The 26134-nt window shown below is 71.3% G+C and carries 22 protein-coding genes and 1 pseudogene; 11 read left to right on the forward strand and 12 right to left on the reverse strand.

Going from position 1 to position 26134, the window contains the following annotated elements; genetic code table 11:
- The first annotated feature begins 105 nt into the window (after window positions 1-105).
- Genes ACZ4TV_RS26355 through ACZ4TV_RS26370 form a run of 4 tightly spaced genes read left to right on the forward strand, consistent with a single transcriptional unit; the run spans window position 106 to window position 4631 of the window.
- Window positions 106-1200, forward strand: a complete 1095-nt coding sequence (locus tag ACZ4TV_RS26355) for a hypothetical protein (RefSeq protein ID WP_468137406.1) — start codon at window positions 106-108, stop codon at window positions 1198-1200.
- The gene (locus tag ACZ4TV_RS26360) at window positions 1197-2390 is read left to right on the forward strand and encodes a toxic anion resistance protein (protein ID WP_468137407.1); all 1194 of its coding nucleotides are present in this window, start codon (window positions 1197-1199) and stop codon (window positions 2388-2390) included. The genes ACZ4TV_RS26355 and ACZ4TV_RS26360 overlap by 4 nt, the downstream gene beginning before the upstream one ends.
- 44 nt (window positions 2391-2434) lie before the next feature.
- Complete coding sequence (locus tag ACZ4TV_RS26365) at window positions 2435-4012, forward strand: substrate-binding and vWA domain-containing protein (RefSeq protein WP_468137467.1); 1578 nt, start codon at window positions 2435-2437, stop codon at window positions 4010-4012.
- Window positions 3999-4631 carry a hypothetical protein gene (locus ACZ4TV_RS26370; RefSeq protein ID WP_468137409.1) on the forward strand — a complete coding sequence of 211 codons (633 nt, stop codon included), beginning with the start codon at window positions 3999-4001 and terminating at the stop codon, window positions 4629-4631. Before ACZ4TV_RS26365 ends, ACZ4TV_RS26370 begins: the two co-directional genes overlap by 14 nt.
- Here the strand turns inward: ACZ4TV_RS26370 and ACZ4TV_RS26375 are convergent.
- On the reverse strand, window positions 4604-4996 hold the full coding sequence (locus tag ACZ4TV_RS26375) for a DUF6463 family protein (RefSeq protein WP_468137410.1): 393 nt from the start codon (window positions 4994-4996) through the stop codon (window positions 4604-4606). The two genes, ACZ4TV_RS26370 and ACZ4TV_RS26375, sit on opposite strands and share 28 nt — an antisense overlap.
- A 58-nt stretch (window positions 4997-5054) precedes the next feature.
- Between ACZ4TV_RS26375 and ACZ4TV_RS26380 the strand changes: the two genes are divergently transcribed.
- A complete protein-coding gene (locus ACZ4TV_RS26380) occupies window positions 5055-5627 on the forward strand; it encodes a TetR/AcrR family transcriptional regulator (protein ID WP_468137411.1) in 573 nt (190 codons plus the stop codon).
- Window positions 5628-5835: 208 nt separating this feature from the next.
- Here ACZ4TV_RS26380 and ACZ4TV_RS26385 read toward each other — a convergent pair whose 3' ends face one another.
- A complete protein-coding gene (locus tag ACZ4TV_RS26385; RefSeq protein WP_468137412.1) occupies window positions 5836-7665 on the reverse strand; it encodes a phosphoenolpyruvate carboxykinase (GTP) in 1830 nt (609 codons plus the stop codon).
- 211 nt (window positions 7666-7876) lie between these two features.
- Between ACZ4TV_RS26385 and trhA the strand changes: the two genes are divergently transcribed.
- Window positions 7877-8596: a PAQR family membrane homeostasis protein TrhA gene (gene trhA, locus ACZ4TV_RS26390; protein ID WP_468137413.1), complete on the forward strand. Its 720-nt coding sequence runs from the start codon at window positions 7877-7879 to the stop codon at window positions 8594-8596.
- Window positions 8597-8666: 70 nt separating this feature from the next.
- Here the strand turns inward: trhA and ACZ4TV_RS26395 are convergent, their stop codons facing one another.
- The 5 genes from ACZ4TV_RS26395 to ACZ4TV_RS26415 form a co-directional block, all read right to left on the reverse strand.
- Window positions 8667-11087, reverse strand: coding sequence for a galactose oxidase-like domain-containing protein (locus tag ACZ4TV_RS26395; protein ID WP_468137415.1), 2421 nt, complete (start codon window positions 11085-11087; stop codon window positions 8667-8669).
- 23 nt (window positions 11088-11110) lie between these two features.
- Complete coding sequence (locus tag ACZ4TV_RS26400) at window positions 11111-12295, reverse strand: glycosyltransferase (RefSeq protein ID WP_468137416.1); 1185 nt, start codon at window positions 12293-12295, stop codon at window positions 11111-11113.
- Window positions 12296-12301: 6 nt separating this feature from the next.
- Window positions 12302-14077: an ArnT family glycosyltransferase gene (locus ACZ4TV_RS26405; protein WP_468137417.1), complete on the reverse strand. Its 1776-nt coding sequence runs from the start codon at window positions 14075-14077 to the stop codon at window positions 12302-12304.
- Window positions 14074-15372 (reverse strand): glycosyltransferase, encoded by a 1299-nt coding sequence (locus tag ACZ4TV_RS26410; RefSeq protein ID WP_468137419.1) that lies wholly within the window; start codon window positions 15370-15372, stop codon window positions 14074-14076. The genes ACZ4TV_RS26405 and ACZ4TV_RS26410 overlap by 4 nt, the downstream gene beginning before the upstream one ends.
- Before the next feature lie 241 nt (window positions 15373-15613).
- A complete protein-coding gene (locus ACZ4TV_RS26415; protein ID WP_468137420.1) occupies window positions 15614-17668 on the reverse strand; it encodes a thioredoxin domain-containing protein in 2055 nt (684 codons plus the stop codon).
- Between the two features lie 418 nt (window positions 17669-18086).
- Between ACZ4TV_RS26415 and ACZ4TV_RS26420 the strand changes: the two genes are divergently transcribed.
- Window positions 18087-18359, forward strand: a complete 273-nt coding sequence (locus tag ACZ4TV_RS26420) for a hypothetical protein (RefSeq protein ID WP_468137421.1) — start codon at window positions 18087-18089, stop codon at window positions 18357-18359.
- Window positions 18356-18763, forward strand: a complete 408-nt coding sequence (locus tag ACZ4TV_RS26425; protein ID WP_468137423.1) for a type II toxin-antitoxin system VapC family toxin — start codon at window positions 18356-18358, stop codon at window positions 18761-18763. The genes ACZ4TV_RS26420 and ACZ4TV_RS26425 overlap by 4 nt, the downstream gene beginning before the upstream one ends.
- Before the next feature lie 33 nt (window positions 18764-18796).
- On the opposite strand, the pseudogene ACZ4TV_RS26430 reads toward ACZ4TV_RS26425, so the two are convergent.
- Together ACZ4TV_RS26430 and ACZ4TV_RS26435 are read right to left on the reverse strand one after the other, a co-directional pair.
- Window positions 18797-19003: pseudogene (locus ACZ4TV_RS26430) on the reverse strand (DUF255 domain-containing protein); the annotation flags it as partial.
- Entirely contained in the window at window positions 19000-19764 is a 765-nt protein-coding gene (locus ACZ4TV_RS26435) for a DUF4344 domain-containing metallopeptidase (protein ID WP_468137424.1), read from the reverse strand. The pseudogene ACZ4TV_RS26430 and the gene ACZ4TV_RS26435, both read right to left, overlap by 4 nt.
- Before the next feature lie 152 nt (window positions 19765-19916).
- Here ACZ4TV_RS26435 and ACZ4TV_RS26440 point away from each other — a divergent pair, with 152 nt between their 5' ends.
- Complete coding sequence (locus ACZ4TV_RS26440; protein WP_468137425.1) at window positions 19917-23279, forward strand: tetratricopeptide repeat protein; 3363 nt, start codon at window positions 19917-19919, stop codon at window positions 23277-23279.
- 111 nt (window positions 23280-23390) lie between these two features.
- Here ACZ4TV_RS26440 and ACZ4TV_RS26445 read toward each other — a convergent pair whose 3' ends face one another.
- From ACZ4TV_RS26445 to ACZ4TV_RS26455, 3 genes are all read right to left on the reverse strand, one after another.
- Window positions 23391-23627, reverse strand: coding sequence for a hypothetical protein (locus tag ACZ4TV_RS26445; RefSeq protein ID WP_468137426.1), 237 nt, complete (start codon window positions 23625-23627; stop codon window positions 23391-23393).
- A gap of 2 nt (window positions 23628-23629) precedes the next feature.
- The gene (mca, locus tag ACZ4TV_RS26450; RefSeq protein ID WP_468137427.1) at window positions 23630-24511 is read right to left on the reverse strand and encodes a mycothiol conjugate amidase Mca; all 882 of its coding nucleotides are present in this window, start codon (window positions 24509-24511) and stop codon (window positions 23630-23632) included.
- Between the two features lie 97 nt (window positions 24512-24608).
- Window positions 24609-24860 (reverse strand): zinc ribbon domain-containing protein, encoded by a 252-nt coding sequence (locus ACZ4TV_RS26455; protein ID WP_468137428.1) that lies wholly within the window; start codon window positions 24858-24860, stop codon window positions 24609-24611.
- A gap of 208 nt (window positions 24861-25068) precedes the next feature.
- On the opposite strand from ACZ4TV_RS26455, the gene ACZ4TV_RS26460 reads away from it, so the two are divergent.
- On the forward strand, window positions 25069-25485 hold the full coding sequence (locus ACZ4TV_RS26460) for a DUF4307 domain-containing protein (protein ID WP_468137429.1): 417 nt from the start codon (window positions 25069-25071) through the stop codon (window positions 25483-25485).
- Between the two features lie 128 nt (window positions 25486-25613).
- Entirely contained in the window at window positions 25614-26111 is a 498-nt protein-coding gene (gene greA / locus ACZ4TV_RS26465) for a transcription elongation factor GreA (RefSeq protein WP_468137430.1), read from the forward strand.
- Window positions 26112-26134: the final 23 nt, after the last annotated feature.

Consider the following 26134-nt stretch of genomic DNA (forward strand, 5'->3'; position numbering starts at 1 on the left):
CCAGCACCCACGGGCTCACACAGCATTTCGAAGTGGGACCGCCTGGACACCCGACGTTCACTCAACTCCGCGCGGAATGTGGGTTTCCGCGAGCACGCTGCACCCGTGAGACGCATCCTAGGAATCGTCCTGGGCCTCCTCCTGATCGGCGGCGTGATCTCCGTCGTCGCCTTCCAGGGGCAGGATCACCCAGAATCCACGGCAACGAAGACCGTGCGTGGCGTCATCGGCTCGGAGAAGTCCGAATTCTTCCGCGACCCTGACGTCGTCCAGGCCCTTGCCGCCAAGGGCTACACCGTGAAGACGGAGACCTCGGGCTCCTGGGCGATGGACCAACTCGCCCTGAAGGAATTCGACTTCGCCTTCCCCAGCAGCAGTGAACCCGCCAAGGAGGTCGCGGCGGCCGCCGGGGTCAAGGGGGCCCAGGAGACCAAGCCCTTCTTCTCCCCGCTCGTCGTCATCGCCCGCCCGGGCGCCGCCGAGGTGCTGGCCGACAACGGCCTCGCCAAGATGACCGGCAAGAATTCCGGGACCCTGCTCATGGGCCCCTTCCTCAAGGCCGCCGCCGAGGACCGGACCTGGCAGCAACTGTCCGGCGCCTCCGCCCACGCGGAGCTGACCGGCACGGTGTTCATCAAGACCACCGACCCGGCATCCTCCAACTCCGGCGCCCTCTTCCTGGCCGCCACCTCCAACGTCGCGAACGGCAACAGCGTGGTCGCCGACGACGCCGGGATCGAGCGCACCGCGCCGCTGATGCGCAAGCTGATCTCCGTCCAGGGCGCCCTGGAACAGAGCACCGAGGACCCGTTCCGGGCCTTCATCAGCGGCAGCGGCGAACCGCTGATCCTGGTGTACGAGTCCCAGGTGGCCTCCCTGCTGCTCCAGAAGCAGGATCCGGGCGACATGGTGGTGCTCTACCCGGACACCACCGTCAACACGGCGCACACCTTCGTCCCGCTGAGCGACGGGGCGAAGGAGCTGGGCACCCTCCTCGCCACCGATCCGAGACTGCGCGAACTGGCCGTGCTCCGCGGGTTCCGCCCGCAGGACGGCGTGCCCGAGTTCACGGCCGCGACCGCCCCGCACGCCGCCTATCTCAACCCGGGCCTGACCGGCATCCGCCAGGTCGGCACACCCACCGTCAAGATCCTGATGGCGCTGGCCCAGCGCGCCAAGGGTGAGGGGGTCACACCATGACACTGACACCTCCCGAATCCGGGGACGCACCTCTCGTCCTCAACGCTCCCGAGCCCGTCGCCCCCGTCCGACGCGAGCAGGCCTCCGGCCTGGTCCCGCTCCAGGACGGCGTGCGCGAGGAGATGGCCCGCCGGGCCGGGGAGTACGTCGGCTCGCTCGCGGCGATCGACGTCCGCTCCCCCGAGTTCGCGCAGCGCATCGGCGAGATCACGGGCCTCGGCTCGGCCGACATCCGCACCGCCGCCCAGCAGTCCAACCGGATGCTGGAGCGGGCCGTACGCTCCCTCGGCTCCGACGGCGGGGGCGACGCCCAGGCCCGCGTGGCCGGCTCCCTCGTCGAACTGCGCCGCACCGTCGAGGACCTCGACCCCCGGGACGCGCCGGCCAAGGGGGCCCGCAAGCTGCTCGCGAAGCTGCCGGGCGGCAACAAGTTCCGCGACCACGTGGCCACGTACGCCTCCTCGCAGGCCACCCTCAACAGGATCGTGGGCGCGCTGCGCGGCGGCCAGGACGAGCTGCGCCGCGACAACGCGGCCCTGCACACCGAGCGCTCGCGCCTGTGGGAGACCATGGGCAAGCTCCAGGAGTACGCCGTGCTCACCGAGGCCCTCGACATCGCCGTCGAGCAGCGGATAGCGCAGGCGCAGTACGCCGACCCGCAGGCGGCCGACGCGATGCGCGCGGACGTGCTCTTCCCGGTCCGGCAGAAGCACCAGGACCTGCTGACGCAGCTGGCCGTGTGCGCGCAGGGGTACCTGGCGATGGACGTGGTCCGGCGCAACAACGACGAGCTCATCAAGGGCGTCGACCGGGCCGCCACCACCACCGTCTCGGCGCTGCGGATCGCCGTGATGCTGGCCTCGGCCCTCGACAACCAGCGCACGGTGATCGAGCAGGTCAACGCCTTGAAGGGCACCACCGAGGACCTGATCCGGGGCAATGCGGAGATGCTGTCCACACAGAGCGGTGAGATCCAGCGGATCGCGGCCGATCCGGCGGTGGGCGCGCAGACGCTGCGGACGGCCTTCGCGCAGATCTACAAGACGCTCGACGCGATCGACACCTTCAAGGTGCAGGCCACGCAGAACATGGCGGCGACCGTGGAGTCCCTGGCCGGGGAGCTCCAGAGCGCCTCGGCGTATCTCGCGCGGACGCGGGTCGCCGGTGCGCTTGAGGGTGGTGCGCTGTGAGCGCGCCGCTGCTGGGGCTCCGCCTCAAACGCCGGCGAGGCTATATGGGCGGCCTCGTGCTCGCTTTGGTCATCGGCGCGAGCGGCTGCACCGCCGATGCTCCCGCCGGGCCCGAGAAGTCCGCGTACAAGGAGGGCACCCTGCGGGTGCTGGCCTCCAGTGAGCTCGCCGACATGGAGCCCGTACTGAAGGCCGCCAAGGCCGCGACCGCGGTGAGCGTCGAGCTGACCTGGTCCGGGACGCTCGACGCCGTCGAGCAGGTCGCCTCCGGGAAGGCCGACGGGACGTACGACGCGATCTGGCTCTCCTCCAACGACTACCTGCGGCTGCGGCCCGAGGCGGCCGGGAAGCTCTCCAACGAGACCCCGGTGATGTCCTCGCCCGTCGCCCTCGGCGTGAAGCCGGAGGCACTGGCCCGGCTCGGCTGGAAGCCCGGGGAGGTCACCTGGCCGGCGGTGCACGAGGCCGTCGCCGCCGGGAAGCTGACGTACGGGATGACCGACCCGGTGCGCTCCAACTCCGGTTTCTCCGCGCTGATCTCGGTCGCCTCGGGGCTGTCGGGCGCGCAGGCGGCGCTGAGCGACGCGGACGTGAGGGCGGCCACGCCCCGGCTGAAGGAGTTCTTCGCCGGGCAGAAGCTGACGTCCGGCTCCTCGGGCTGGCTCGCCACCGCCTACGCCAAGCGCGGGGACGTGGACGCGCTGGTGAACTACGAGTCGGTGCTGCTGTCCATGAACAGGGACGCGAAGGCTCCGCTGACGGTGATCCGGCCGCGCGACGGCGTGGTCACGGCCCACTACCCGCTGACCCTGCTGACCTCCGCCCCGCAGGGGGCCCGCGACGCGGGGCAGGCGCTGACGGAGTACCTGCGCGGCGCCGACGCGCAGAAGGCGATCACCGAGCAGACCTTCCGCCGCCCGGTCGCGGCCGGGGTGACGCCGGGCGCCGGGCTGGACGCGGACAAGCGGCGCGAGCTGCCCTTCCCCGGCTCGCGGTCGGTCGCCGACGGGCTGCTGGCCTCGTACGAGAACGAACTGCGCCGGCCCTCGCGGGCGGTGTACGTCCTGGACACCTCGGGTTCGATGAGCGAGGAGGACCGCATCGGGCGGCTGAAGTCGGCGCTCACCGATCTGACGGGCACCGGCAGTTCGGGTACCGGGCAACGGTTCCGGGACCGGGAGGAGGTGACGCTGCTGCCTTTCGGGTCCAAGGTGAAGGACGTGAGGACGCACGTCGTCGAGCCCGGCAATCCGGGGCCGTCCCTGGACGCGATCCGGGGCGACGTGAAGGCGCTGGAACCGGAGGGGGGCACCGCGATCTACGGCAGTCTGGAGGCGGCGTACCAGCAGCTCGGCAAGGGCGGCGGGGACGCGTTCACCTCGATCGTGCTGATGACGGACGGCGAGAACACCGAGGGGGTCGGGGCCAAGCACTTCGACTCCTTCTACGCCGCCCTGCCCGGGGCGCAGAAGCAGACGCCGGTCTTCGCGGTGCTGTTCGGCGATTCGGACCGCAAGGAGCTCACCCACATCACCGAACTGACCGGCGGGCGGCTCTTCGACGCCACCGGAGGGAACGGTTCGCTGGCCGGAGCCTTCGAGGAGATCCGTGGCTACCAATAGGGCCGGCGCGGCCGGCGCGGCCGGCCGGGCGCTCGGCTACCTGGAGTCGAAGAAGAACCTGACCGGCTCCGCCTGCGGTGTGGCCGGCCTGGCCCTCACCTTCGCCGGGGTGGCCGGCGCGTACTGGCCGGTGGTGGTCGCCGGGCTGTACGGGGCGGGCGCGCTGATCGCCCCGCCGGAGCGGGTGGCGCCGCCCCACGTTCCGGACCCGGCCGAGCGACTCGGCGTCGTACGGGAGGACTTCGGGCGGCTGCGCGCGTACGTGGCCGAGGTGGAGCTGCCGCCGGCCGCCGGGGGCAAGCTCGCCGAACTCCTGGAGTTCTACGAGGCGCTGCTGGCCCCGGGGTGGGTGGCCGACGTCCTGGCCGCCGATCCGGAGTCGGTGCACGTGGTGTCCCGGGCGGTCCGGCAGGACGTGCCGGAGTGCGTGGACACCTACCACCGGACCCGCTGGTGGGCGCGGCTGGCGCCGGGCGGCGAGTCCCCCGAGCGACAGCTGGAGCGGCAGCTGGCGGCGCTCTTCGACGAGGTGGAACGGGTGACGGCGACCCTCCGCGAGGCGGAGGATCGCCGTCAGCAGACGCACACGACCTACCTGGAGGACCGGGGCCGGTCCTGAGCCGCGGCCCGGATCAGCAGTACGGCCGGCACCAGCAGCAGGATCATCGGCGTCGGCTCGATGATCGCGGCGCCTACGAGCCCCCAGGCGGCGAGGGCCCAGCCGATCACCGGCGGCACTGTGACCTCGCGCCGCGCGAGGTGCAGGACCAGGACGCCGAGCAGGATCAGCGGGACGGCGAAACTGCCGAGCGTGGCCCAGAAGGCGCCGGCCGCGCCGGCGGGGTGGATGAACTCCTCGCGCGGCTGGCCCCACAGCGCGCCGGTGAACCAGTCTCCGAGGTATTGCGTGTTCTGCGCCCCCAGCACCACCAGATGCAGCACTCCCAAGAACAGCAGGATCCGTCCAGCCCAGCGCACGGCCATGCCCAGCCCCCTTACGAAACCGATAGTTCCGAAACTAACGGTACCGTAACATGGCCGCATGGCACGACCCCGAGACACCCGCGTGGACGAGGCGATCCTGACCGCCACCCGCGAACTGCTGGCGGAGGTCGGGTACGCCGGTCTCACCATGGACGCGGTGGCCGAGCGCGCCCGGATCGGCAAGGCCGCCATCTACCGGCGCCACGCCACCAAGCAGGAGATGGTCTTCGCCGCGGCCGTGCACGGGGTCGACCTGCCCGACCCGCCGGACACCGGGACCCTGCGCGGGGACCTGGTCGCGCTGGTCCAGGAGATCGTGGACCACCTGACCAACCCGGCCGCGGCGGCCGCGATCCCGGGACTGATGGGCGACATCAACAGCTCGCCGGAGCTGGCCGCGCGCTTCCAGGACACCCTCGTCACCCGCCAGCAGCTGGGCATCGGGCACCTCCTGGACCGGGCGGTAGCGCGCGGGGAACTGCGTACGGCCCCGGACGTGGCCCTCGTCCACGCGCTGGTGTCCGGACCGGTCTTCGCCGTGATCTACGTGCAGAACCGCACCCCGGAAGGGCTGCCCGAGCAACTGGGCGCGGTGATCCACTCGGCGCTGACCGCCGCTCCGGGAAGCTGACCGCCGCTCCGGGGAACGCGTAACGGCGGGCCTCCGCGAAAGCAGAGGCCCGCCGTCAGACGCACACGACCTGCCTGGAGGAGCGCGGACGCCCCGGACAGGTCGGTGCTGCGGTGGGAACCGCTTGGTCGGGGGCTCCCACAGCGGTGGGCGCCGCTTGGTCGGGGGCTCCCACGTTCATTGGCCCTTCTTCAGGGCGCGGCCTGGCTCAGCCCAGGCGCTCGACGAGCGCGTGGTACTGGTCCCACAGCTCCTTCGGCGTGTGGTCGCCGTAGGTGTTCAGGTGCTCGGGGACCAGGGCGGCCTCCTCGCGCCAGACCTCCTTGTCGACCGTGAGGAGGAACTCCAGGTCCTCGGCCGGCAGGTCCAGGCCGTCGGTGTCCAGGGACGTGGCGGTCGGAAGGATGCCGATGGGGGTCTTGACGCCCTCGGCGGTGCCTTCGAGGCGCTCGACGATCCACTTCAGGACGCGGCTGTTCTCGCCGAAGCCGGGCCACACGAACGTGCCCGCGTCGTTCTTGCGGAACCAGTTCACGTAGTAGATCTTCGGGAGCTTCGACTGGTCCTTGTCCGCGGCGACCTTGACCCAGTGGGCCATGTAGTCACCCATGTTGTAGCCGCAGAACGGCAGCATGGCGAAGGGGTCGCGGCGCAGCTCGCCGACCTTGCCCTCGGCGGCGGCGGTCTTCTCGGAGGCGATGTTCGAGCCGATGAAGACGCCGTGGTTCCAGTCGAAGGACTCGGTGACCAGCGGCACGGCGGAGGCGCGGCGGCCACCGAAGAGGATCGCGGAGATCGGGACGCCCTTGGGGTCCTCCCACTCGGGGGCGATCGTCGGGCACTGGGAGGCCGGGACGGCGAAGCGGGCGTTGGGGTGGGCCGCCGGGGTGTCCGACTCCGGGGTCCAGTCGTTGCCCTTCCAGTCGATGAGGTGGGCGGGAGTCTCCTCCGTCATGCCCTCCCACCAGACGTCGCCGTCGTCGGTGAGCGCGACGTTGGTGAAGACGGTGTTGGCGTACATCGTCTTCATGGCGTTGGCGTTGGTGTGCTCGCCGGTGCCGGGCGCGACGCCGAAGAAACCGGCCTCGGGGTTGATCGCGTACAGGCGACCGTCCTCGCCGAAGCGCATCCAGGCGATGTCGTCACCGACGGTCTCGACGGTCCAGCCGGGGATCGTGGGCTCCAGCATGGCGAGGTTCGTCTTGCCGCAGGCGGAGGGGAAGGCGGCGGCGATGTACTTCGCCTCGCCCTGCGGCGGGGTGAGCTTGAGGATCAGCATGTGCTCGGCGAGCCAGCCCTCGTCGCGGGCCATGACGGACGCGATGCGCAGGGCGTAGCACTTCTTGCCGAGCAGGGCGTTGCCGCCGTAGCCGGATCCGTAGGACCAGATCTCGCGGGTCTCGGGGAAGTGCGAGATGTACTTGGTGGTGTTGCACGGCCACGGCACGTCGGCCTGGCCCTCGGCGAGCGGAGCGCCGAGGGTGTGGACGGCCTTGACGAAGAAGCCGTCGGTGCCGAGCTCGTCCAGGACGGGCTTGCCCATGCGGGTCATGGTGCGCATGGCGACCGCGACGTAGGCGGAGTCGGTGATCTCGACGCCGATGGCGGAGAGCTCGGAGCCGAGGGGGCCCATGCAGAAGGGGACGACGTACATCGTCCGGCCCTTCATGGAGCCGCGGAAGATGCCGTTCTCGCCGGCGAAGATGTTCTTCATCTCCGCGGGGGCCTTCCAGTGGTTGGTCGGGCCCGCGTCCTCCTCCTTCTCGGAGCAGATGAAGGTCCGGTCCTCGACGCGCGCGACGTCGGAGGGGTCGGAGGCGGCGTAGTACGAGTTCGGGCGCTTCGTCTCGTCGAGCTTCTTGAACGTTCCCTTGGCGACGAGCTCCTCGCACAGGCGCTCGTACTCGCCCTCGGAGCCGTCGCACCAGACGACGCGGTCCGGCTGGGTGAGGGCTGCGATCTCGTCCACCCAGGAGATGAGCTCTGCGTGCTCGGTGGGGAGAGTCGGACTGGTGGGAGCCGCGTTGTCGCGCGCCACGATTGCTCCTTGTTGAGGGGTGTGTTTGGTGTTGGCCCCGTGGGGGCTGCGACCCGGACGCTTCGCGCTCCGCTCATCCGGTGTCGACCGCACTCATCTGATCATCCGGTGCGTGTGCGCATATGTCCAGAGGGCCTCTCACGTGAGCATTGCCACGTCCGTCAATCTTCCGTAAAGACGACCAACGGAAACCTACGGACCCGTAGGTAGCATGGCGTGCATGACTTCTGACGCCGCCGTCCCGGCCGCCGAGGCCTCCCCGGTCGTCCAGGCCCTGGAGGCCGCCGAGACCGCCCTGGAGGAAAAGCCGCTGATGCGCGGCTGGCTGCACACCGGGATGTTCCCCGCCGTGGTCGTCGCGGGCCTGGTGCTGATGGCCTTCACCGACTCGACCCGGGCGCGGGTGGCCTGCGGGGTCTACGTCCTCACCGCCTGCCTCCTCTTCGGAGTGAGCGCGGTGTACCACCGCGGCACCTGGGGACCGCGCGGCGAGGCCGTCCTGCGGCGGCTGGACCACGCCAACATCTTCCTGATCATCGCGGGTACCTATACCCCGCTGACCGTCCTGCTGCTCCCGCCCTCCACCGGACGCACCCTGCTGTGGGCGGTGTGGATCGCGGCCGCCGTCGGCATCGCCTTCCGCGTCTTCTGGGTCGGCGCCCCGCGCTGGCTCTACACCCCGTGCTACATAGCCATGGGCTGGGCGGCGGTCTTCTTCCTGCCCGACTTCATGCGCACCGGCGGCATCGCGGTCCTGGTCCTGGTGATCGTCGGCGGCCTCCTCTACAGCGTGGGCGGGGTCATCTACGGCATGAAGCGGCCGAACCCCTCACCCCGCTTCTTCGGCTTCCACGAAGTCTTCCACTCCCTGACCCTCGCGGCCTTCGTGGCCCACTACGTCGGTATCTCCCTGGCCGCGTACCAGCACTGAGCACCAGCGCGGGAAGGGGCCCGGCCGCAGGTGCGGCCGGGCCCCTTCCCTTGGTCCGGCGGCCCTGGGTTCAGCAGGCGTAGCCGTCCCGGTCGGGGTCCAGGCGCAGCGGGTCGCTGCCGTTGACCTTCAGGCGCTTCGGGTACTGGTGGGAGGCCAGCCAGTCGCAGCGGGCCTTGGTCGTCTCCTTCACCTCCGCCGGGAAGCGGGTCGGCACGCACACGTTGACCGTGCCGTAGTGCCGGTCGCAGCCGGCCACGCTCGGCGGGACCGGGACGGAGTCCCGCCGGGCCGGGTTCTGCTTCGCGGGGCCCAGCTTGTCCGCGAAGGTGTGCTCGTGCGCGGACGGCTGTTCCTGAGTGGCCGCCAGCGCGGAGGGACCGCCCAGGTGCACCCAGGTCGCGATCGACGGGACGCCGTTCGCGTCGACCGCGAAGAGCATGTACCAGCCCGGGGGCGCCAGGTTGGGGTTACTGGTGACGTTGAGGTCGATGGTGGTGCCGTTGACCACGGTCATCGGCAGGTCCACGAACCGCTGGTTCGGGTCCGAGGAGTGCGTGACCGCCGCCGGACGGATCAGCTCCGCCTTGGCGATCGGCCGGTTGACGGTGATCCGCTGCGTGTCCCCGTACACCCACTGCGTGTCGATCACCGAGGTGATCTGCGGGCGGGCGCCCTTGAAGAGGTAGGGCGGGGTGTAGATCGACACGTTGTGGTTGTAGGTGCCGTTGCCCGGGTTGTCGCCGACCGACATGACCCGGCCGTCCGGCATCAGGAAGGACGCCGAGTGGTACGTCCGCGGGATCGGGTCGGTGGCGAGGCCCGCCTGGTAGGTGTTGGTCGTCGGGTCGAAGAAGGACGCCTCGAAGACCGGGTCGGCCCGGTCGTGCAGGCCGCCGCCGGTCTCCAGTACCTTGCCGTCCGGCAGGAGCACGGCCGACACGTACATCTTGCCCTCGGCCCCGGTCTGCGGCCGCTTGCCCGTGCCCGTGTCGACCAGGCCCTGCGGGAGGTCGGGGCCGGCCGTGTAGGCGGGGCTCGGCTTCTTCAGGTCGATGATGTCGGTGAGCCGGTTCGCCGCCGGGTTCGTCTCGTTGTTGCCGCCGCCGATGGTCAGGACCCGCTGGTCCTGGGCCGGGGGCAGCAGCACGCTCGCCGACTCGTCGCGCTGGTCCTTGTTGCGCAGCCCGGGCACGTCGGTGATGGTGTTGGCGTCGTAGTCGTAGACCGAGGCGCCCGTACCCGGGGTGCCGTTGCCGAAGGTGTGGCTGCCCGAGTAGAAGAGCCGCCCGTCCTGCATCAGGATCATCGACGGGTACAGGCCCCAGTACGACCAGGTCTGGTTGACCTCGTTCATCGGCAGCCACTTGTTCTGCGCCGCCGAGAACTTCTCCGCGGTCACGTTGCCCGTGGAGTCCTCCTTCAGCCCGCCGAAGGAGATCACGTCACCGTTGCCGAGGAGCGTCGCCGACGGGTACCAGTGCCCGCCGTTCATGTCGTTGGTCCTGATGTACTTCTCGGTCGTCGGGTCGAAGACGTAACTGTCCTTCAGCCCCTGGTAGCCGATCTTCCCGTCGGCCGACGGATAGCCCTTGTTACCGCTCATCACCAGCACCCGGCCGTCCGACAGCTGCACGTGGCCCGCGCAGAACATGTCCACCGGCGTCGGAATCGTCTTGAAGCTGCCGTTCGCCGGGTCGTAGACGGCCGAGGTGAAGGTGCCCGCGTTGAACTGGGCGATGTCGTTGCCCGAGCCCGCGATCAGCAGCACCTTGCCGTTCTTCAGCACGACGGCGTGCATCGAGCGCACCGGGTTCTTGGCCGGGATCACCTCCCACTTGCCCTTGGCGCACTCCTCCGCCGTACCCGAGCAGGCCGGCTGCGGCGGGACCGCGCCCACCTCCTCCACCGCGTAGTCGTCGGAGGTGAGGGTGCCCACCCCGTAGACCGACAGGCCCCATGCGATCTTGTCGGTGTTGGGCGGGACGGCCGGCGTACGGACCTCCGTACGGGCCCACGCGGCGCTGACGGGCGGATTCTGCAGGTCGGTCCAGTACTGCCAGGCCCCGGTCGTGGCCTCCCGCCGGAACACCGTCACCGAGACGTCCGGGGTGTTCGACTTGTACCAGGCGGAGAGGTCGTACTGCTTGCCCGGCGTGACGGCCGGGGCGCAGGTGCTGGTCTCGGTGACCAGGGCCTTGCGGTCGCCGTCCACCCGGCGGGTGAGCGAGACCTTCATCGCCTTGGTGCCGCTGTGCGCGTCGGTGACGGTGGCGAAGCTGAAGTCGTTGTCGCCCCAGCCGGATTTGGACCAGCAGGACGGCATGTCGGAGCCGGCGGCGCCGGCGGTCTCGAAACCGGGATTGGAGAGCAGATTGGGCGGACCGGCCGTGGCCTGCTGCGGTGCGGTGAGCAGCAGGCCCGCGGTCATCGCCCCGACGGCGAGCAGGGCGGCCCGCCGCCCGGCCCTCCGCCGGATCTTCAGACGCATGGAAAGGTTCCCTTCTGTGCGGCTCAACTCCTGGTGTGGCGCCCTGCCGTGCGCGAGGGGCGCGGCAGGTAGACGAGGGCCTCGGTGGCCGCGAACCGCAGGACGAAGGTGGTGACCAGCGCGAGAGCGGTCGCGGGCAGCACCTCCATCCCGAACTTCGCGACGAACACGGCGATCAGCGGGATCCGCAGCAGTAGATCGGCGTTGGCGAGGAGGGCGAAGCGCCCGACCCGGTCCGCCCAGTGGCGGTGCCGGCGCCGCTCGCGGAAGAGCAGGGTCTCGATGAGGAGGAAGTTCCACAGCACCCCCGCCTGGTTGGCGACGATCTCCGCGGGCAGGTAGTGCATCCCGGCGTGGGTGAGCATCCACAGCGCGGCCAGGTTCGGGACGAAACCGGAGAGCCCGATCAGCCCGAAGCCGATCATGCGGGCCAGCGGGGTCGCGGAGCGCAGCGAGGCGAGGTGGGCGAGGAAGCGCATGCCCTCGCGGACGGTGGACTTGGACTGCCCGGAGTACCGGTCCTGGAAGACGAAGGGCACCTCGGCGACCGTGCCGGGGCGGCAGCGCACCGCCAGCTCCAGCAGGATCTTGTAGCCGAGCGGCTTCAGGGCGTCCGCCGTGACGACCGAGCGGCGCATCGCGAAGAAGCCGCTCATCGGGTCGCTGATGCCGCGCAGCGCGCGCGGGAAGAGCCCCTTGGTCAGCCAGGTCGCGCCGCGGGAGACGGCGATGCGGTAGCTCCCGGCGAGTCCGGCCCGGCTGCCGCCGCTGATGTAGCGGGAGGCGACGACGAGGTCGGCGCCGGTGCGCTCGCCCTCGCCGACGAGCTCGGGCACCAGGTGGGGCGGGTGCTGGAGGTCGGCGTCCATGACGACGATCCAGTCGGTGTCCGCCCGCCTCAGCCCTTCGACGACCGCGCCTCCGAGACCGCCGTCGGCCACCTCCCGGTGCAGGACGGACACCGGGAAGGGGTGGTCGGCGGCGGCCTTCTCGATGACGGCGGGGGTGTCGTCCGTGGAGTCGTCCACGAACAGCACCTCGCAGGGCAGGTGGTCGGGGAGCGCGTCACCGAGCCGGCGCAGCAGCTCCGCCACGTTCCCCGACTCGTTGAAGGTCGGGATGATGAGGGTGACGCTGCCGGTCAGGGCCTGCGGAGCGGCGAGCTCCGCATCGACCGGGGCATGGAGGGACCACAGGTCCTCGCTCATGGTGACTCAGCTCCCACTCGTGCGGTCGGCTCGGCCCCCGCGGTCGGGGGCGCCGTCGGTCCTGCGTATCTCGATGCGGTCCTCGCCCGACCCGAAGACGGCCACCACGGTCGAATGCTCCAGCGCGCCCTTCACGTTGGGCAGGTCCACCGCGTCACGGCGCACGGTGGGCGATGAGACCACGTAGTCGATGTCCTGCCAGCCGCGCGGCAGGGTCTTGGTGACGGCGGGGTCCAGGTCGGCCTTGTAGAACCAGATGGCGCCGAGCCCCGGCTCGAAGCCGTGCTTCACCGCGTCCAGCCACAGCGCGTCGTCGAGCAGCACCCGGGTGTGCGCGGGGTCGGCGACCTCGCTGCCGAGCCAGGCCGCGGCCTGCCGGTACGGGGCGTTCGCGTCGACCGTGAGCGCGGTGCGGTTGCCGTCGTACCAGCGCGGCAGTACGTACACCGCGGCGGACGCGGCGAGTACGCCGAGCACCGCCCAGCGCGCCCACACCCGCGCCCCGCGCTCCCCGGGGCCGCGGCGGCGGCGCAGCACGGCGTGCGTGATGCTGGCCGCGCCCCCGGCGAGGACGAGGGCGAGGAACGGCATCGCCTGGATCACGTACATCGCCGGCAGGTAGCCCGAGGGCCGCATCGCGACGAGGGCGAGGATGACGGCGGCGAGCGCGGGGCCGGCGAGCGCGCGGGCCGTGACGGACCAGCGGATGGTGGCCAGCAGCAGGACGGCGCCGGCCAGCCCGCCGAGCGGCAGGACGGTGTCGTAGTAGAGCCAGGACCGGAACACGCCGTTCGAGCCGGAACCGGGGGTGAGGATGAAGCCGGAGCCCTCGCGGCCCATCTGGTAGGCGATGCCGTCGAGGAGCGAGACGTGGCCGGAGCCGGGCAGCAACTCGCCGTTGAGCAGGGCGTACAGCGGATACGACAGCCCGATCAGCGTGCAGGCGGTGATGGCCCCGGTGACGGCGAACTTGCGGGTGTCCCGGTGGCTGTGGCGCCACATCGTCACCAGCAGCGCCGGAAGCACCACCAGCATCGTCTCCTTGGTCAGCACGGCGGTGGCGGCCGCCAGCCCGGACCCGAAGTGGTGCCACAGGTGGCGGCTGGGTGACGCGGCGAGGCAGAAGGCCAGCAGGATCCACATCACGGCGATGTTGTCGAGGAAGATCTCGCGCTGGAGGACGACGGACAGCGGGGACAGCCCGAAGAGGGCCATCGCGAGCCCGGCCGCCCAGCGCGGCAGCCACAGCCGGCGCGCGAGGACGTACATCAGCACGGAGCTGGCGGCGGAGACGGCGAGCATCGAGAACCGCATCGGCGCGACGGTCATCCACTCGGGCACGAAGAGGGACGGCAGGTACGTCAGGCCCGCGACCTGGATCCAGCCGAGCGGCGGATGGTCGTACCAGTACGTGTAGTGGGCGAGGCCGTCGCCCTGCTGGACGGCCCACGCCTGGGCGAGGTAGGTGCCCTCGTCGTCGCTCAGCGTCGGGAAGTCGGTGATGTTCCAGCCCTGGACGAGCACGATCACGAGCAGCAGGGCGCCGCACAGCAGCAGGTCGGGGCGGGAGGAGCGGAAGCGCACGAGCGGCCGGGCAGGGGCGAGTGGGCTGCGCCGCTGAGCGGGGACGGTGGCCGCGGCGGCGGTGGCGGTGGCCGTGGCGGTGGCGGCCGTGGCGGCGGCGGTCGTGGCGGTGGCGGCCGTGGCGGTGGCGGCGGCCGTCCCGGTCTCGTTTCCGGTCTCGGGCTGGGGATCAGTGGCCGTGGGCAGGGTGGCGGTCACTGGATGCTGTCCTCTCGGATCGCGGTGGCGGCGGTCGCCCCGGTCAGGTGGGCGCCCGTATGGCTGGTCAGTTCCCACTCGTTGCGGCCGCGCTGCTCGCGCCAGACGGCGCGGATCGCCGCGCCCGCGAGCATCACCTGGTAGAAGGGGCCGCCGACCACGAGCTTGACGTAGTGCACGAAGCGGACGCGCAGGCCGTACTGACGCCCGAAGTCGTGCAGGCCGACGATCTCGAAGACGAAGGTCACCATCGCCGTGATCATGGGCAGGAAGGTGATGATCGCGATCCCGACCGGCACGTCGAGGAAGACCGCGATGGCGAAGTTGAGCGGGATGATCACACCCGACGCGGCCTGCATGAAGGGCGTCATCAGCGTGTAGCGGGCGAGCCAGCGCTGACCGCGCCCGGGCAGCTGCTGCCAGTCCTTCTTCCGGTACACCTGGAGGAATCCCTGGTTCCAGCGGGTGCGCTGCTTGAGCAGGCTCATCAGCGAGCCCGGCGTCTCCTCCCGCGTGACCATGTCGGAGTCGTAGGCGACGACGACCTTCTTGCCGACCGACGACAGCCGCACCCCGAGGTCGCAGTCCTCGGCGAGGCAGTTCTGGTCCCAGCCGCCGGCCTCGCGCAGCACCTCGGTGCGCACGAAGACGGTGTTGCCGCCGAGCGGGATGAAGCCCTTCTCGGCGTGCAGGTGCAGCCGGGAGCGGAACCAGAAGAAGTACTCCAGGCAGTTGCGCAGGCTGTACCAGCTGGAGTGGAAGTTGATGAGCTGGACCCCGCCCTGGACCACGTCGGCGCCGGTGGAGCGGAAGGCGTGGTCGACGTGGGCGAGCAGCTCGGGGTGGACCTGGTCCTCGGCGTCAAAGACACCGACGATGTCACCGCGGCAGGACGGGAGGGCGGTGTTGAGGGCCTTCGGCTTGTTCTTCGTCTCGTGGTGGTCGACGACGACCCGGACGCGGGCCGGATCGCGGGCGGCCGCCCGTTCGGCGACGGCGGCGGTCTCCGGGTCGTCGTGCCCGACGATGACGATGATCTCGTAGTCGGTGTGGCTCGATTCCAGGAGCCGGTCGATGGTGTGCTCCAGGACCGCCTGCTCGTGCCGGGCGGGCAGCAGCAGCGAGAAGGCCAGCCGGCCCTCTCCGTCGGGGCGGTCGAAACGGGTGGAGGCGAGCACCTCGGGCGTCCGCCAGGCGTGCATCTGCCACCAGAGCGTGAAGGCGGCTATCCCGAAGAGCGCAAGCGAAATGACAGAAATGAACACAGAGGTATACACAGCGTCCCCCACAGACATGCCGCAACCCCAGGCGGCGATGGCCAAACCCCCCGGGGGCTGACAGCGGGCCCCCCGGCCCGCCGCCCCCGCTTCCCCCTTGCGCGCACCCCCCAGTGCGCTGTCTCGATGTCTCCTGAAACAGTGACTCTCGAACGACCTGAGATTAGGCAGTGAACATGACACTCAGTCGCTGTATCGATAAAAAGCTGATGTCTGAACTGGTGTGCGGGGAACCGGAATTGACGGCACTCCGGCTGCTTCAGGGACGAACCGTACCCAACTGCTCCGCCAGCTCGACCGGATCCGTCGTAGGCCGCGCGCAGACGAAATGTCGACAGACGTAGGCCGTCGGCAGGCCGTTCAGGAGCGTACGCTCGGCCAGAAGGGGGAACTCACCCCCACTGCCGTCCTCCGCGCGCGGAAGACCGACCGCCACCACCGCCCCAGGAGCCGTCCCCAGCAACGCGGTGCGGTGCAGCCGCGCCAGCGCCGGGTCCTCCGGATGGCCGACGACCGCCACCTCACGGGGCCCGTCGAGCAGCGCCTCGGCGACCGACAGCCCGTGCCCGATGAAGCGCGGCACGCGCGGACCGAGCGCGTGCACCACCCCGAGCGCCCTCTCCGCCGCCGTCCGGTGAGCCTCCGACCCCGTGTGCGCCGCGTACGAGAGCAACGCGCCCCCGGCGGCGGTCCACCCGGACGGGGTGGCCGTGTCCGTGGGATCCTGCGGCCGGCGGATGAGCTTCTCCGCGTCGTGCGCCGTGTCGTACAACGACCCGTCCTCGGCGGTGAACTGGTCCAGTACCAGGTCGACGAGGAAGCCGGCGAATTCAAGCCAGACGCCCTCGCCCGTCACGGACGCCAGGGCGAGGAAGCCCTCCGCCACATCGCCGTAGTCCTCCAGCACGCCCGCGTTGGGGCCGACGTGACCGTCCTTGCTGGTCCTGGCCAGCCGGGCCCGGCCGTCCATGTGCACGCGCACCAGCAGATCGGCGGCCTCGGTCGCCCGCTCCACCAGGTCGGGCCGCTCGAAGTACGCCCCGCACTCGGCGAGCGCGGCAATCGCCAGCCCGTTCCACGCGGCGACGATCTTGTCGTCCCGCCCGGGCGCCGGCCGCCGGTCCCGCGCGGCCAGCAGCCGCTCCTTGATGCCGGCGAGCTTGCGCGCGTCCACCGCGGGACCGTCCTGGGGCAGCTGCAACACGGACTTGCCGTGCTCGAAGGTTCCCTCCTCGGTCACCCCGAAGCAGCGGGCGGCCAGCTCCGCGTCGGCCTCCCCCAGCACCTCCCGCAGCTGGGCGGGCGTCCACGCGTAGTACGCCCCCTCCACGTGCTCACCGCTGACCGGATCCGCACTGTCGGCGTCGAGCGCGGAGGCGAAACCGCCCTGGTCGGTCCGCAGCTCCCGGACCATGAAGTCGGCCGTCTCCAGCGCGACGCGGCGCGCGAGCTCCGACCGGGTGGTCCGCCACAGGTGCGTGTAGACCCGACAGAGCAGCGCATTGTCGTAGAGCATCTTCTCGAAGTGCGGAACGACCCATTCCCGGTCCACGGAGTACCGCGCGAACCCGCCCCCGAGCTGGTCGTAGATGCCGCCCCGGGCCATGGCCTCACACGTATCGGCGGCCATCTGGAGCGCGCCCTCGGACCCGGTGCGCGCGTGGTGGCGCAGCAGGAACTCCAGCACCATGGACGGCGGGAACTTCGGCGCCCCGCCGAATCCCCCGCGCGCGGCGTCGTAGTCCCGCGTCAGCCCGAGCAGGGCCTGCGCGAGCTCCTCCGGCCCCGGGCTCCCGGCCTTCCCGTAGTCCAGCTGCCGCCCGGCCAGGTCCCGTACGATCCGCTGCGCGACCTCGGCGACCTCCTCGTGCCGCCCCACCCAGGCGGTCCGCACGCCTTCGAGGACCTGCATGAAGGAGGGCATGCCGTGCCGGGGCTCGGGCGGGAAGTAGGTCCCGAAGTAGAAGGGCTCGGCGTCGGGCGTGAGGAAGACGGTCATGGGCCACCCGCCCTGCCCGGTGGCGGCCTGCACGGCCTCCATGTAGACGGCGTCGACGTCGGGGCGCTCCTCGCGGTCCACCTTGATGTTGACGAAGTGCTCGTTGAGGTAGGCGGCGGCCAGCTCGTCCTCGAAGGACTCGTGCGCCATGACATGGCACCAGTGGCAGCTGGAGTAGCCGACGCTGAGCATCACCGGCACCCCGCGCTCACGCGCCTCCTCGAAGGCCTCCGCAGACCAGGGCCACCAGTCGACGGGGTTGTCGGCGTGCTGGAGGAGGTAGGGGGAGGTCTCGTTCGCGAGGCGGTTCGACATGATCCCATCCTGCCCCACGGGGTCGGCTCACGGCCGCAGGAACGGGGTCAGGTCGCTGGTCCACGCGTCGCGGACGCGGGCCCAGGTGGCCGCGCAGTCGGCGCGGGCGGGGGTGGCTAGTGCTGTGGCCGAAAGGTTTGCCGGGTCGCGGCGTCCGGTGCATGGGGTCTCCCCAGGCCCGCAGGGCCTAGGGGAAGGATCGCAAGGCGGAGGACCGCGGCTCGTACTGGACGTACTTGCGCGGTCCGACAACGCCGCGAGGTGCCGTGCCGGGGGCCGTGACCCGGTGAACCTTTCCGGTCACAGCACTAAGGTCGGGGAAGCTCATCTGGGCTGAGTGCAGCTCCGGCCGTCGACCAGCTCACTGGGAAGCGACGAAGCCCTCTCCGTGTAATAGAGCTTGTCCTACACTCTGAGCATGAAGCCGACCCGAGCCGGGACCACCGAGAACATCTCCGTGTCCATGCCCGCCGAGCTGGTCAGTGAGCTCCGCTCTCGAACCGGTCGTCGCGGACTGTCCAGCTACATCACCGAAGCCGTCAGGCACCAGCTCGCCATGGACGGGCTCGCCGAGATCGTCGCGGCCCACGAGGAAGTGCACGGCGCGCTCACAGAGCAGGAGATCGAAACCGCTCGTCGCGAGCTGTTCGGAGACGAGAACGCCAGGGATGCCGAGCGGGGCGCTGCGTGAAGGAGCAGTCGGCTCGCTCGCTGGTGCTCGACTCCGAGGCGCTCTCCCTGCTCCTGCGCAACGACCGCAAGATGGCGGCTCGCGTCGAGGCATCCCGGCAGGTCGGAGTTCCCGTCCTCGTCTCTGCGCTGACCATCGTCGAAGCCGTGCATGGGAAGACCGATCTGGCGCGCTTGAAGTGGGTGCTCTCCCGGCTGCGGGTGGAACCGGTCAGCCAGGAGGACTCCCTGACCGCGGTGGGGCTACTTCAGGACGCAGGCGGGCTTCACGGGCACAAGTACGCTATCGACGCCCTCGTCGCCGCGCTCGCCCTCCGCGTCCCGGCCCCCGTGATCGTCCTGACTTCCGACCACGATGACTGGTCGAAGCTCTGCGGGAGCCGCGTGATCATCAGAGAGGTGTGAGCACCGCCGACCACTGGGCCTGTGAGGCCACTGGCACCAGTGGCAGCTGGAGTAGCCGACGCTGAGCATCACCGGCACCCCGCGCTCACGCGCCTCCTCGAAGGCCTCCGCAGACCAGGGCCACCAGTCGACGGGGTTGTCGGCGTGCTGGAGGAGGTAGGGGGAGGTCTCGTTCGCGAGGAGGTCTCGTTCGCGAGGCGGTTCGACATGATCCCATCCTGCCCCACGGGGTCGGCTCACGGCCGCAGGAAAGGGGTCAGGTCGCTGGTCCACGCGTCGCGGGCGCGGGCCCAGGTGGCCGCGCAGTCCGCGCGGGCGGGGGTGGCTAGGTCCGGGTGGCGGGCGGGGGCGTGGCCGTGGACGGCGCAGCGGTGGGATTCCGCGCGGGCGGCGTCCGGGGCGTGTTCGTCCGTGGGGTCGGGGGTGGGGTCGGCCGCGGCGGCGAGGTCGTAGGCCCGGGCGGCGGTCAGCAGGGCCTGCTCGCGGTGGCCGCGCAGCAGCATCAGCTGGGCGAAGCGGTCGGCGGCGTCCTCTTCGGCGCGCTCCCCTCGGTCGGGGAGGTCCAGGGCGTCGATGAGGGCGTGGCCCGCCTCGTGGTAGAGCGTCTCGCGGACGATGTCGGAGAGGGCTTCGTCCGCCGGGCGGTGGTCCGCCTCCTCGAAGAGCTTCCGGTCCTCGGCCAGGTCGTCGTAGCAGAGCTCGATCCGGCGGGTGCCGGGGTCGTAGCCGCTGCCCTCGCCCGCGCAGGAGCGGGCGAGGACCACGACCCGGTGGGGGACGTCGAGGTACGCGTTGAGGTCGGCGGTGACCGTCTCGGCGAGCTGCCGCTGCTTGAGGAAGGCGGCGCTGTCGCGGTCGGCGGCGGCCGGCTTCTCGTAGCGGGGTACGAATCCCCGTGCGGGCGGGGCGCCTTCGCATCCGGCCAGCGCGGGCAGCAGTGCCAGCGCGCACAGGATCACGGCGGCCGGCGTGCCGGCCGTGCGCGTCCCTCGGATGGCCATGAGGCCCTCTTTTCCTACCAGTTGGACGTTTCTGCCCCGACTATATGAAGGACTGACCGCTTCCCTCTGAACTAGCTCAGATTCCCTCGCGCTCCGAGGAGTCCCGCAGGACACTTGGGGCTCGTTGCCGGAGCTCTCTGAGGGGGATGCCGATGCGGGACAGCCATCGCGGTGAGGCCGAGCGGCTGTTGGTACGGGCCGTGGACGAGGCGGCCCGGCGCGGGGCGGGCGCAGCGGACTCGGCGGTCGACAGGGCGGCGCTGCTGGCGCGGGGCAAGGAGGCCCTGGACGCGCTCGCGGCGAGTGCGGCTCCCGAGTACGAGGCGTACGTACGGGCCCTGGACGAGGCGGCGGCCGGGGACGAGTCGCTCGGTGAGGCCTTGCGGCGGGGCAACACCTCCACCGCGCTGCTGGTGACGGCGGTCGCGGCGGCCGCGGCCGTCGGGGCGGACCTGTCGCTGGGCGTCGCGGCCGGCACGGCGCTGACCGCGGGGGCCGTCGTGGGCATCGCGGGAGCGGTGGCGACGGTGGCCAAGGTGACGGCGCTGCACCTGCCGGCCGCGAACCGGCGGGCCGGGGAGCTGGGCCGGCCGGGCGGTTCGGAGCAGCTGAAACTGCAGTGGCTGTCGGCGCTGGAGGTGCGCGGGATACGTCCGTTCCTGGAGCAGCAGCGCGCGGTGGCCTCGGCGGCGCGGGCACCTCGGCCCCCCGCCCGGGCCGCCGCCCGGACACCGGTCCAGCTGCGCGGCACGGACCGCAGCGCGGAGGCCCGGCGGCGCAGTGCGCTGGAGCAGTCCTTCGGGCAGCTCCCCGACCCTTCCGGTCAGTTCGCGGGACGGCGGGCGGAGCTGACGCGGATCGCGCAGTGGGTGCAGGCGGCCCGCGCCAGTACGGAGACCCGCCCCGTGGTGGTGGTACTGCACGGCGAGCCGGGCGTGGGTCGTACGGCGCTGGCGCTGCGGGCGGCGCACGCTCTGCGGGACCAGTTCCGGGGCGCGTGCGTGGTGGACCTGCGGGGCGGTTCTCCCGGCGCCGAGCCCGGTGAGGCGCCGCTGTCGACGCGGGAGGCGCTGCTGCACCTGATGAACCGGCTGGGCGCGCCGCGCGAGCAGCTGCTGTTCCGCGAGGGCGCCTCGGCGGAGCAGCAGGTGCGACGGCTCGGCGAGCTGTACCACCAGCACCTGCAGGGATTGCCGGTGACGGTGCTGCTCGACGACGCGGTGGACGCGGCGCAGGTACGGATGCTGGTCCCGGAGCGCTCGGAGAGTCTGGTGCTGGTGACGGCGCGGGAGCCGTTGGAGCTGCCCGCGGACCTGGGGGCGTGGGTGTACCAGCTGCCGGTGGAACGGCTGACGCCGGACGAGACGGCGGAGCTGGTCCGGGCGGCCGCGCCGGGGGCTGAGGCGGGGGCGGGCGCCAAGGCGGGGGCCCACGCGGGGGCCCAGGCGGGGGCCGAGACGGGCGCCGAGACGGGCGCCGAGGCGGGGGCCGAGGCGGCCGTGGCCGCCGTGGTGGAGCTGAGCGGCGGGCTCCCCCTCGCCCTGCGGATGCTGGCGCCGCTGGTGGGCGACGGCCGGGCCCTCGACGGCGGCGCCGGGCATCCGGTGGAGGCCGCGCTGCGCGCCGCCGACGCCCGCCTCGCCGAGCCCGCCCGGCAGCTGCTGCGGCGGCTGCCCCTGGCCGGGCGGGCCTCCCTCGGCGCCGCGGCCGCGGCCGCGCTGGCCGACGTACCGGAGCAGGCGGCGCTGCGCACGCTGGAGGAGCTGTGGGAGGCCGGGCTGATCGAGCGGGTGCGCGGCCAGCGGTTCCGGATGCACGACGCGGTGCGCGCGTACGCGGCGCGGCGGCCGGCGGCGGACGGGGACCGGGCGGAGGCGGCCGCGGCGCACGAGCGGCTGATCCGCACCTATGCGCAGCTCGCGGACTCGGTGATCCGGATGGTCGACGGGAAGATGTCGACGCGGGCGAACACGCTTTTCAAAGGACCCGTCGGCGGCCATGGCTTCCCCTCGCTGGACGCGGCGCTGCGCTGGCTGGACGACGAGTCGAGCTTCATCACGGCGGCGCTGCGGCATTCGGAGGGGGTGGACCAGCAGGCGGTGCTGGACCTGCTCGGCGCGCTGTGCGATTTCTGTCTGCTGCGCGGGGACCTGTACCGGCTCGGTGAGATCGACGAGCTCACGCAGGCCGTGGAGGCGGGCCGGAAGGGGCCGCAGTGGCCACAGGGGCAGCAGGGGCGGCTGGCGCGGTCGGTGCAGTGGCGTACGGGTATCGCGGCGCGCCAGCTGGGCGAGCTGGACAAGGCCCGCACCACGCTGACCTCGGTGGTGGACCAGTACATGGAGGCCCATCAGGAGGCGGGGGCGGCGATGGCCCTGATCTCGCTGGGCATCACGCTGCACCACCAGGGCAACCTCCCGGAGGCGGCGGTCCGTATCCGTGAGGCGCTGGTGCTCCAGGAGCCGCCGGAGCTGGCGGGCGACCGGGCGTGGGGGCTGCACGCGCTGGCAGCGGTGGAGCGGGACCTGGCGCACCTGGCGGAGGCGACGCGGCTGCTGGAGACCTCCCTGGCCCTGCACCGGCAGAGCGAGAGCGTGCACGGCGAGGCGTGGGCGCACTTCCAGCTGGGCCAGGTGCACCTGCGGTCCGGTGACGTGGAGCGGGCGGAGGCGGAGCTGCGGCTAGCCCTCGACCTGTACGGGCGTACCCGCGACGACCGCGGCGAGGCCTGGGCGCTGACGCAGCTGGGCCGGGCCCGGGTGGTGGACGGGGATCCGGGGGCGGCGGTGGAGCGGCTGCGGGAGGCGCTGGCCCGGCACCGGGAGGCGGAGGACGCGCGCGGCGAGGCGTGGACGCAGTACTACCTCGGACAGGCGCTGGAGGAGGGCGGTGAGCGCGACGAGGCGGTACGGGAGCTGGAGCGGGCCCGGACGATGTTCTCGCGGATGCGGGACGTGTACGGGCTGGCGCACGCCCGCCACCACTCGGGCCGGGTGACCCGGGACCAGCGGGCGGCGCAGACGGGGAACCTGAGGAACTCCGGCTTCGCCCGTCAGCTGCTGGTGGACGCGCGGGCGGACTTCCGGCGGATCGGGCTGGCGCACGGCGAGGCGTGGACCTGCCTGGAGCTGGCGGTGATCGACGCGGGCAACGGCCGTCTGGCGCAGGCGCTGGGCCTGTGCGAGGAGGCGGTGCGGCTGTTCATCTCGTACGGGGACCGGCGCGGGGAGGACTGGGCGCGCTTCCTGCGGTGCACGATGCTGCCGTACGCCGACGTGGCGGCGCTGACCGTGCCGGCCGCCCTGGAGGAGGCGCGGGCGGAGCTGGATCGGCTGACGCGGGCGCCGCATCCGGCGCGGGACGGCCGGCTGGAGGACTGCCTGGAGACCTACGGGGTGATCCTGGGCCGGGGCGTGGATCCGGCGGAGGGCTGGCAGGCGTGGCGGCTCGGCCTGGTCCCGAACCTGCACTCCCGGGAGGTCATGGGCGTCCCGTCGGCCCCTCCCTCCGCGTGACCCGCGACGCACGCACGGAAGCCGCCGCCCCCACCGGTTTCGCCGGTCCGGGGGCGGCGGTCGCGCACAAGGTCCTGCGGGGCCCGAAGACCTACGAAAACCTACGAAGACCTACGGGGCCCGGGTGCCGTCCGCGGCGGGGGCCGGGGCCGGGGCGGCCGGGTCCGGAGCCTCCTGGAAGTTCACCTTGCCCATGTGCCGGTTCATCGACTTCATCAGGGCCCACACCCCGAGGGCGAGGGCCGCGAACACGAGGAAGCCCAGGATGCCGGGCGTCACCTTGTTCTTGTCGAAGGTGTCACCCGCCAGCGGAAGGAGCTCGGTCAGTGCTGCCTGCGTAGCGCTCATAGCTACGCATTCTCCCGGATGCCCGCGAAGAGGTCGGACTCGGGGAGGGAAGTGTCGACGAGCGACTTCGCCAGCTCGTACTCCTCGGTGGGCCAGACCTCCTTCTGGACGTCCATCGGGACGCGGAACCAGCCGCCGTCCGGGTCGATCTGCGTGGCGTGCGCGATGAGCGCCTTGTCACGGATCTCGAAGAAGTCCGCGCAGGGCACGTGGGTGGTCAGGGTCCGCTCCTTGCGCTCGAACTCCTTCCACCGCTCCAGCCACTCCCCGTAGGGGGACTCCATGCCGCGCGCGAGCAGCGCCTCGTGCAGGGCGATGGTGCGCGGCTTGTTGAAGCCCTGGTTGTAGTAGAGCTTCTGCGGCTGGTACGCCGGGCCGTACTCGCTCTCCGGGTACTTCTCCGTGTCCGCCGCGCCGTCGAAGGCCACCATCGAGATCTTGTGGGTCATGATGTGGTCGGGGTGCGGGTAGCCGCCGTTCTCGTCGTACGTGGTGATGACCTGCGGCTTGAAGGCGCGGATCTTCTTCACCAGCTCACCGGCGGCCTCGTCGACGTCCGCGAGCGCGAAGCAGCCCTGGGGCAGCGGAGGCAGCGGATCGCCCTCGGGCAGGCCGGAGTCCACGTAGCCGAGCCATTCCTGCTCGATGCCGAGGATCTGGCGGGCCTCGTCCATCTCCTTGGCGCGCACCTCGTGGATGTTCTCCTCGATGTACTTGTCGCCCTGGAGCTTGGGGTTCAGCACGGAGCCGCGCTCGCCACCGGTGCAGGTGACGACCAGCACGGGAACCCCCTCGGACACGTACTTGGCCATGGTGGCCGCGCCCTTGCTCGACTCGTCGTCGGGGTGGGCGTGGACGGCCATCAGTCGAAGCTGCTCGGTCAAAACAGGATCCTCTGCGATTCGGCGCGACGGCGACGCGACGTCGGCTTCTATATTGACTCCTCCCCTCAGCAATCGACGACGAGGGGGGATTCCCGGCTCACGCGGCCTGGCGGACCGGCGGTCCGTCGGGTCTTACGCGATCAGCGCCGGCCGGGTCGAGACCTGCCCGGACGAGCATGACGCGGGCGGAGTTCTTGTCCCTGGGAGAGACGGTTCCGCACGCGGCGCACGTGTAGGTACGTTCAGACAGCGGCAATGCGTGCTTGGCTCTCGCGCCGCATCGTCCGCAGTCCTTGGTGGTATGCGCCGGATCCACAAGGTGGAGGACCCGACCGTGCTTGCGGGCCATGTTGATCAGCTCGCGCTCGGTGGCCGAGATGGCCGCGTCGGCCGCCTTGTGGTGGTCGCGGTCAGCATCCTTTCCAGAGTGGCCGGGGCGTACTCACGTACCCGACGCTGATCCGATTCCCCTCGGGCCCGAAGGCCATGGCATGCTCCAGTTACCAGGCGACCGGACCGGCGACGGACCGGTCTGCCCCCGCAGAGAGGAAACGATCATGAGCGCGGTGCGCGAGGGACTGCCCGAGGGCCGGTACGGCCGGTCGGCGGACGAGCGTGCGGACCGGAAGCTCAAGATCGTCGGGTCGGCGCTGGGTGTGGTGCTGCTGGGCGTGGTCGGCTGGATCGGCTGGGACTACGTCGCGGGGCAAAGCGTGAGCGCCGAGGTGATCAAGTTCCAGGTGATTTCGGACACCGAGGTGAAGGTGCACCTGGAGGTCCGCAAGGATGCCTCGGTCACCGGCGTCTGCACCCTGAGCTCCCAGGACGAGGGGCACGGCGAGGTGGGCCGCGCGGACTTCACCTTCGCCCAGCCCGAGGCACGGGTGGACGAGGTCGTCTCCCTGAAGACCACCGGCCGGGCCACGATGATCGAGCTGGTCGGCTGCCAGCCGGCAGCCGCCTCCGCTCACTGAGGCTTCGCGACGCGGCTCACGGGGCAAGAGCCCCTGGGGTCCTCCCCCTTTTCTTCCCGAATTGTTAGGCTCGTGGTTTCGTCCGCCGCTGGCGGCTTTGTAGTCCCCTGTACCGACGAGGAGCACCCGTGACCCAGACGAGCGAAAGCGTCACCTGGCTGACCCAGGCGGCGTACGACCAGCTGAAGGCGGAGCTGGACTACCTCTCTGGTCCTGCCCGCACGGAGATCGCCACGAAGATCGCAGCCGCCCGCGAGGAGGGCGACCTGCGGGAGAACGGCGGTTACCACGCCGCCAAGGAGGAGCAGGGCAAGCAGGAGCTCCGGGTCCGCCAGCTCACGCAGCTCCTGGAGAACGCCAAGGTCGGGACCGCGCCCGCGTCCGACGGCGTGGTGGCCCCGGGCACGCTCGTCAAGATCGCCTTCGACGGCGACGAGGACGACACCATGGAGTTCCTGCTGGCCTCGCGCGAGTACGCGTCCTCGGACTTCGAGACGTACTCCCCCCAGTCCCCGCTGGGCAGTGGCGTGCTGGGCAAGGCGATCGGCGAGGACGCCGAGTACGAGCTGCCGAACGGCAAGAAGGCCTCGGTCAAGGTCCTGGACGTCAAGCCCTTCACCGGCTGATCACCCTGGGTCACCCGCTGTTT

This window comes from Streptomyces sp. NPDC028910 (assembly GCF_055564955.1).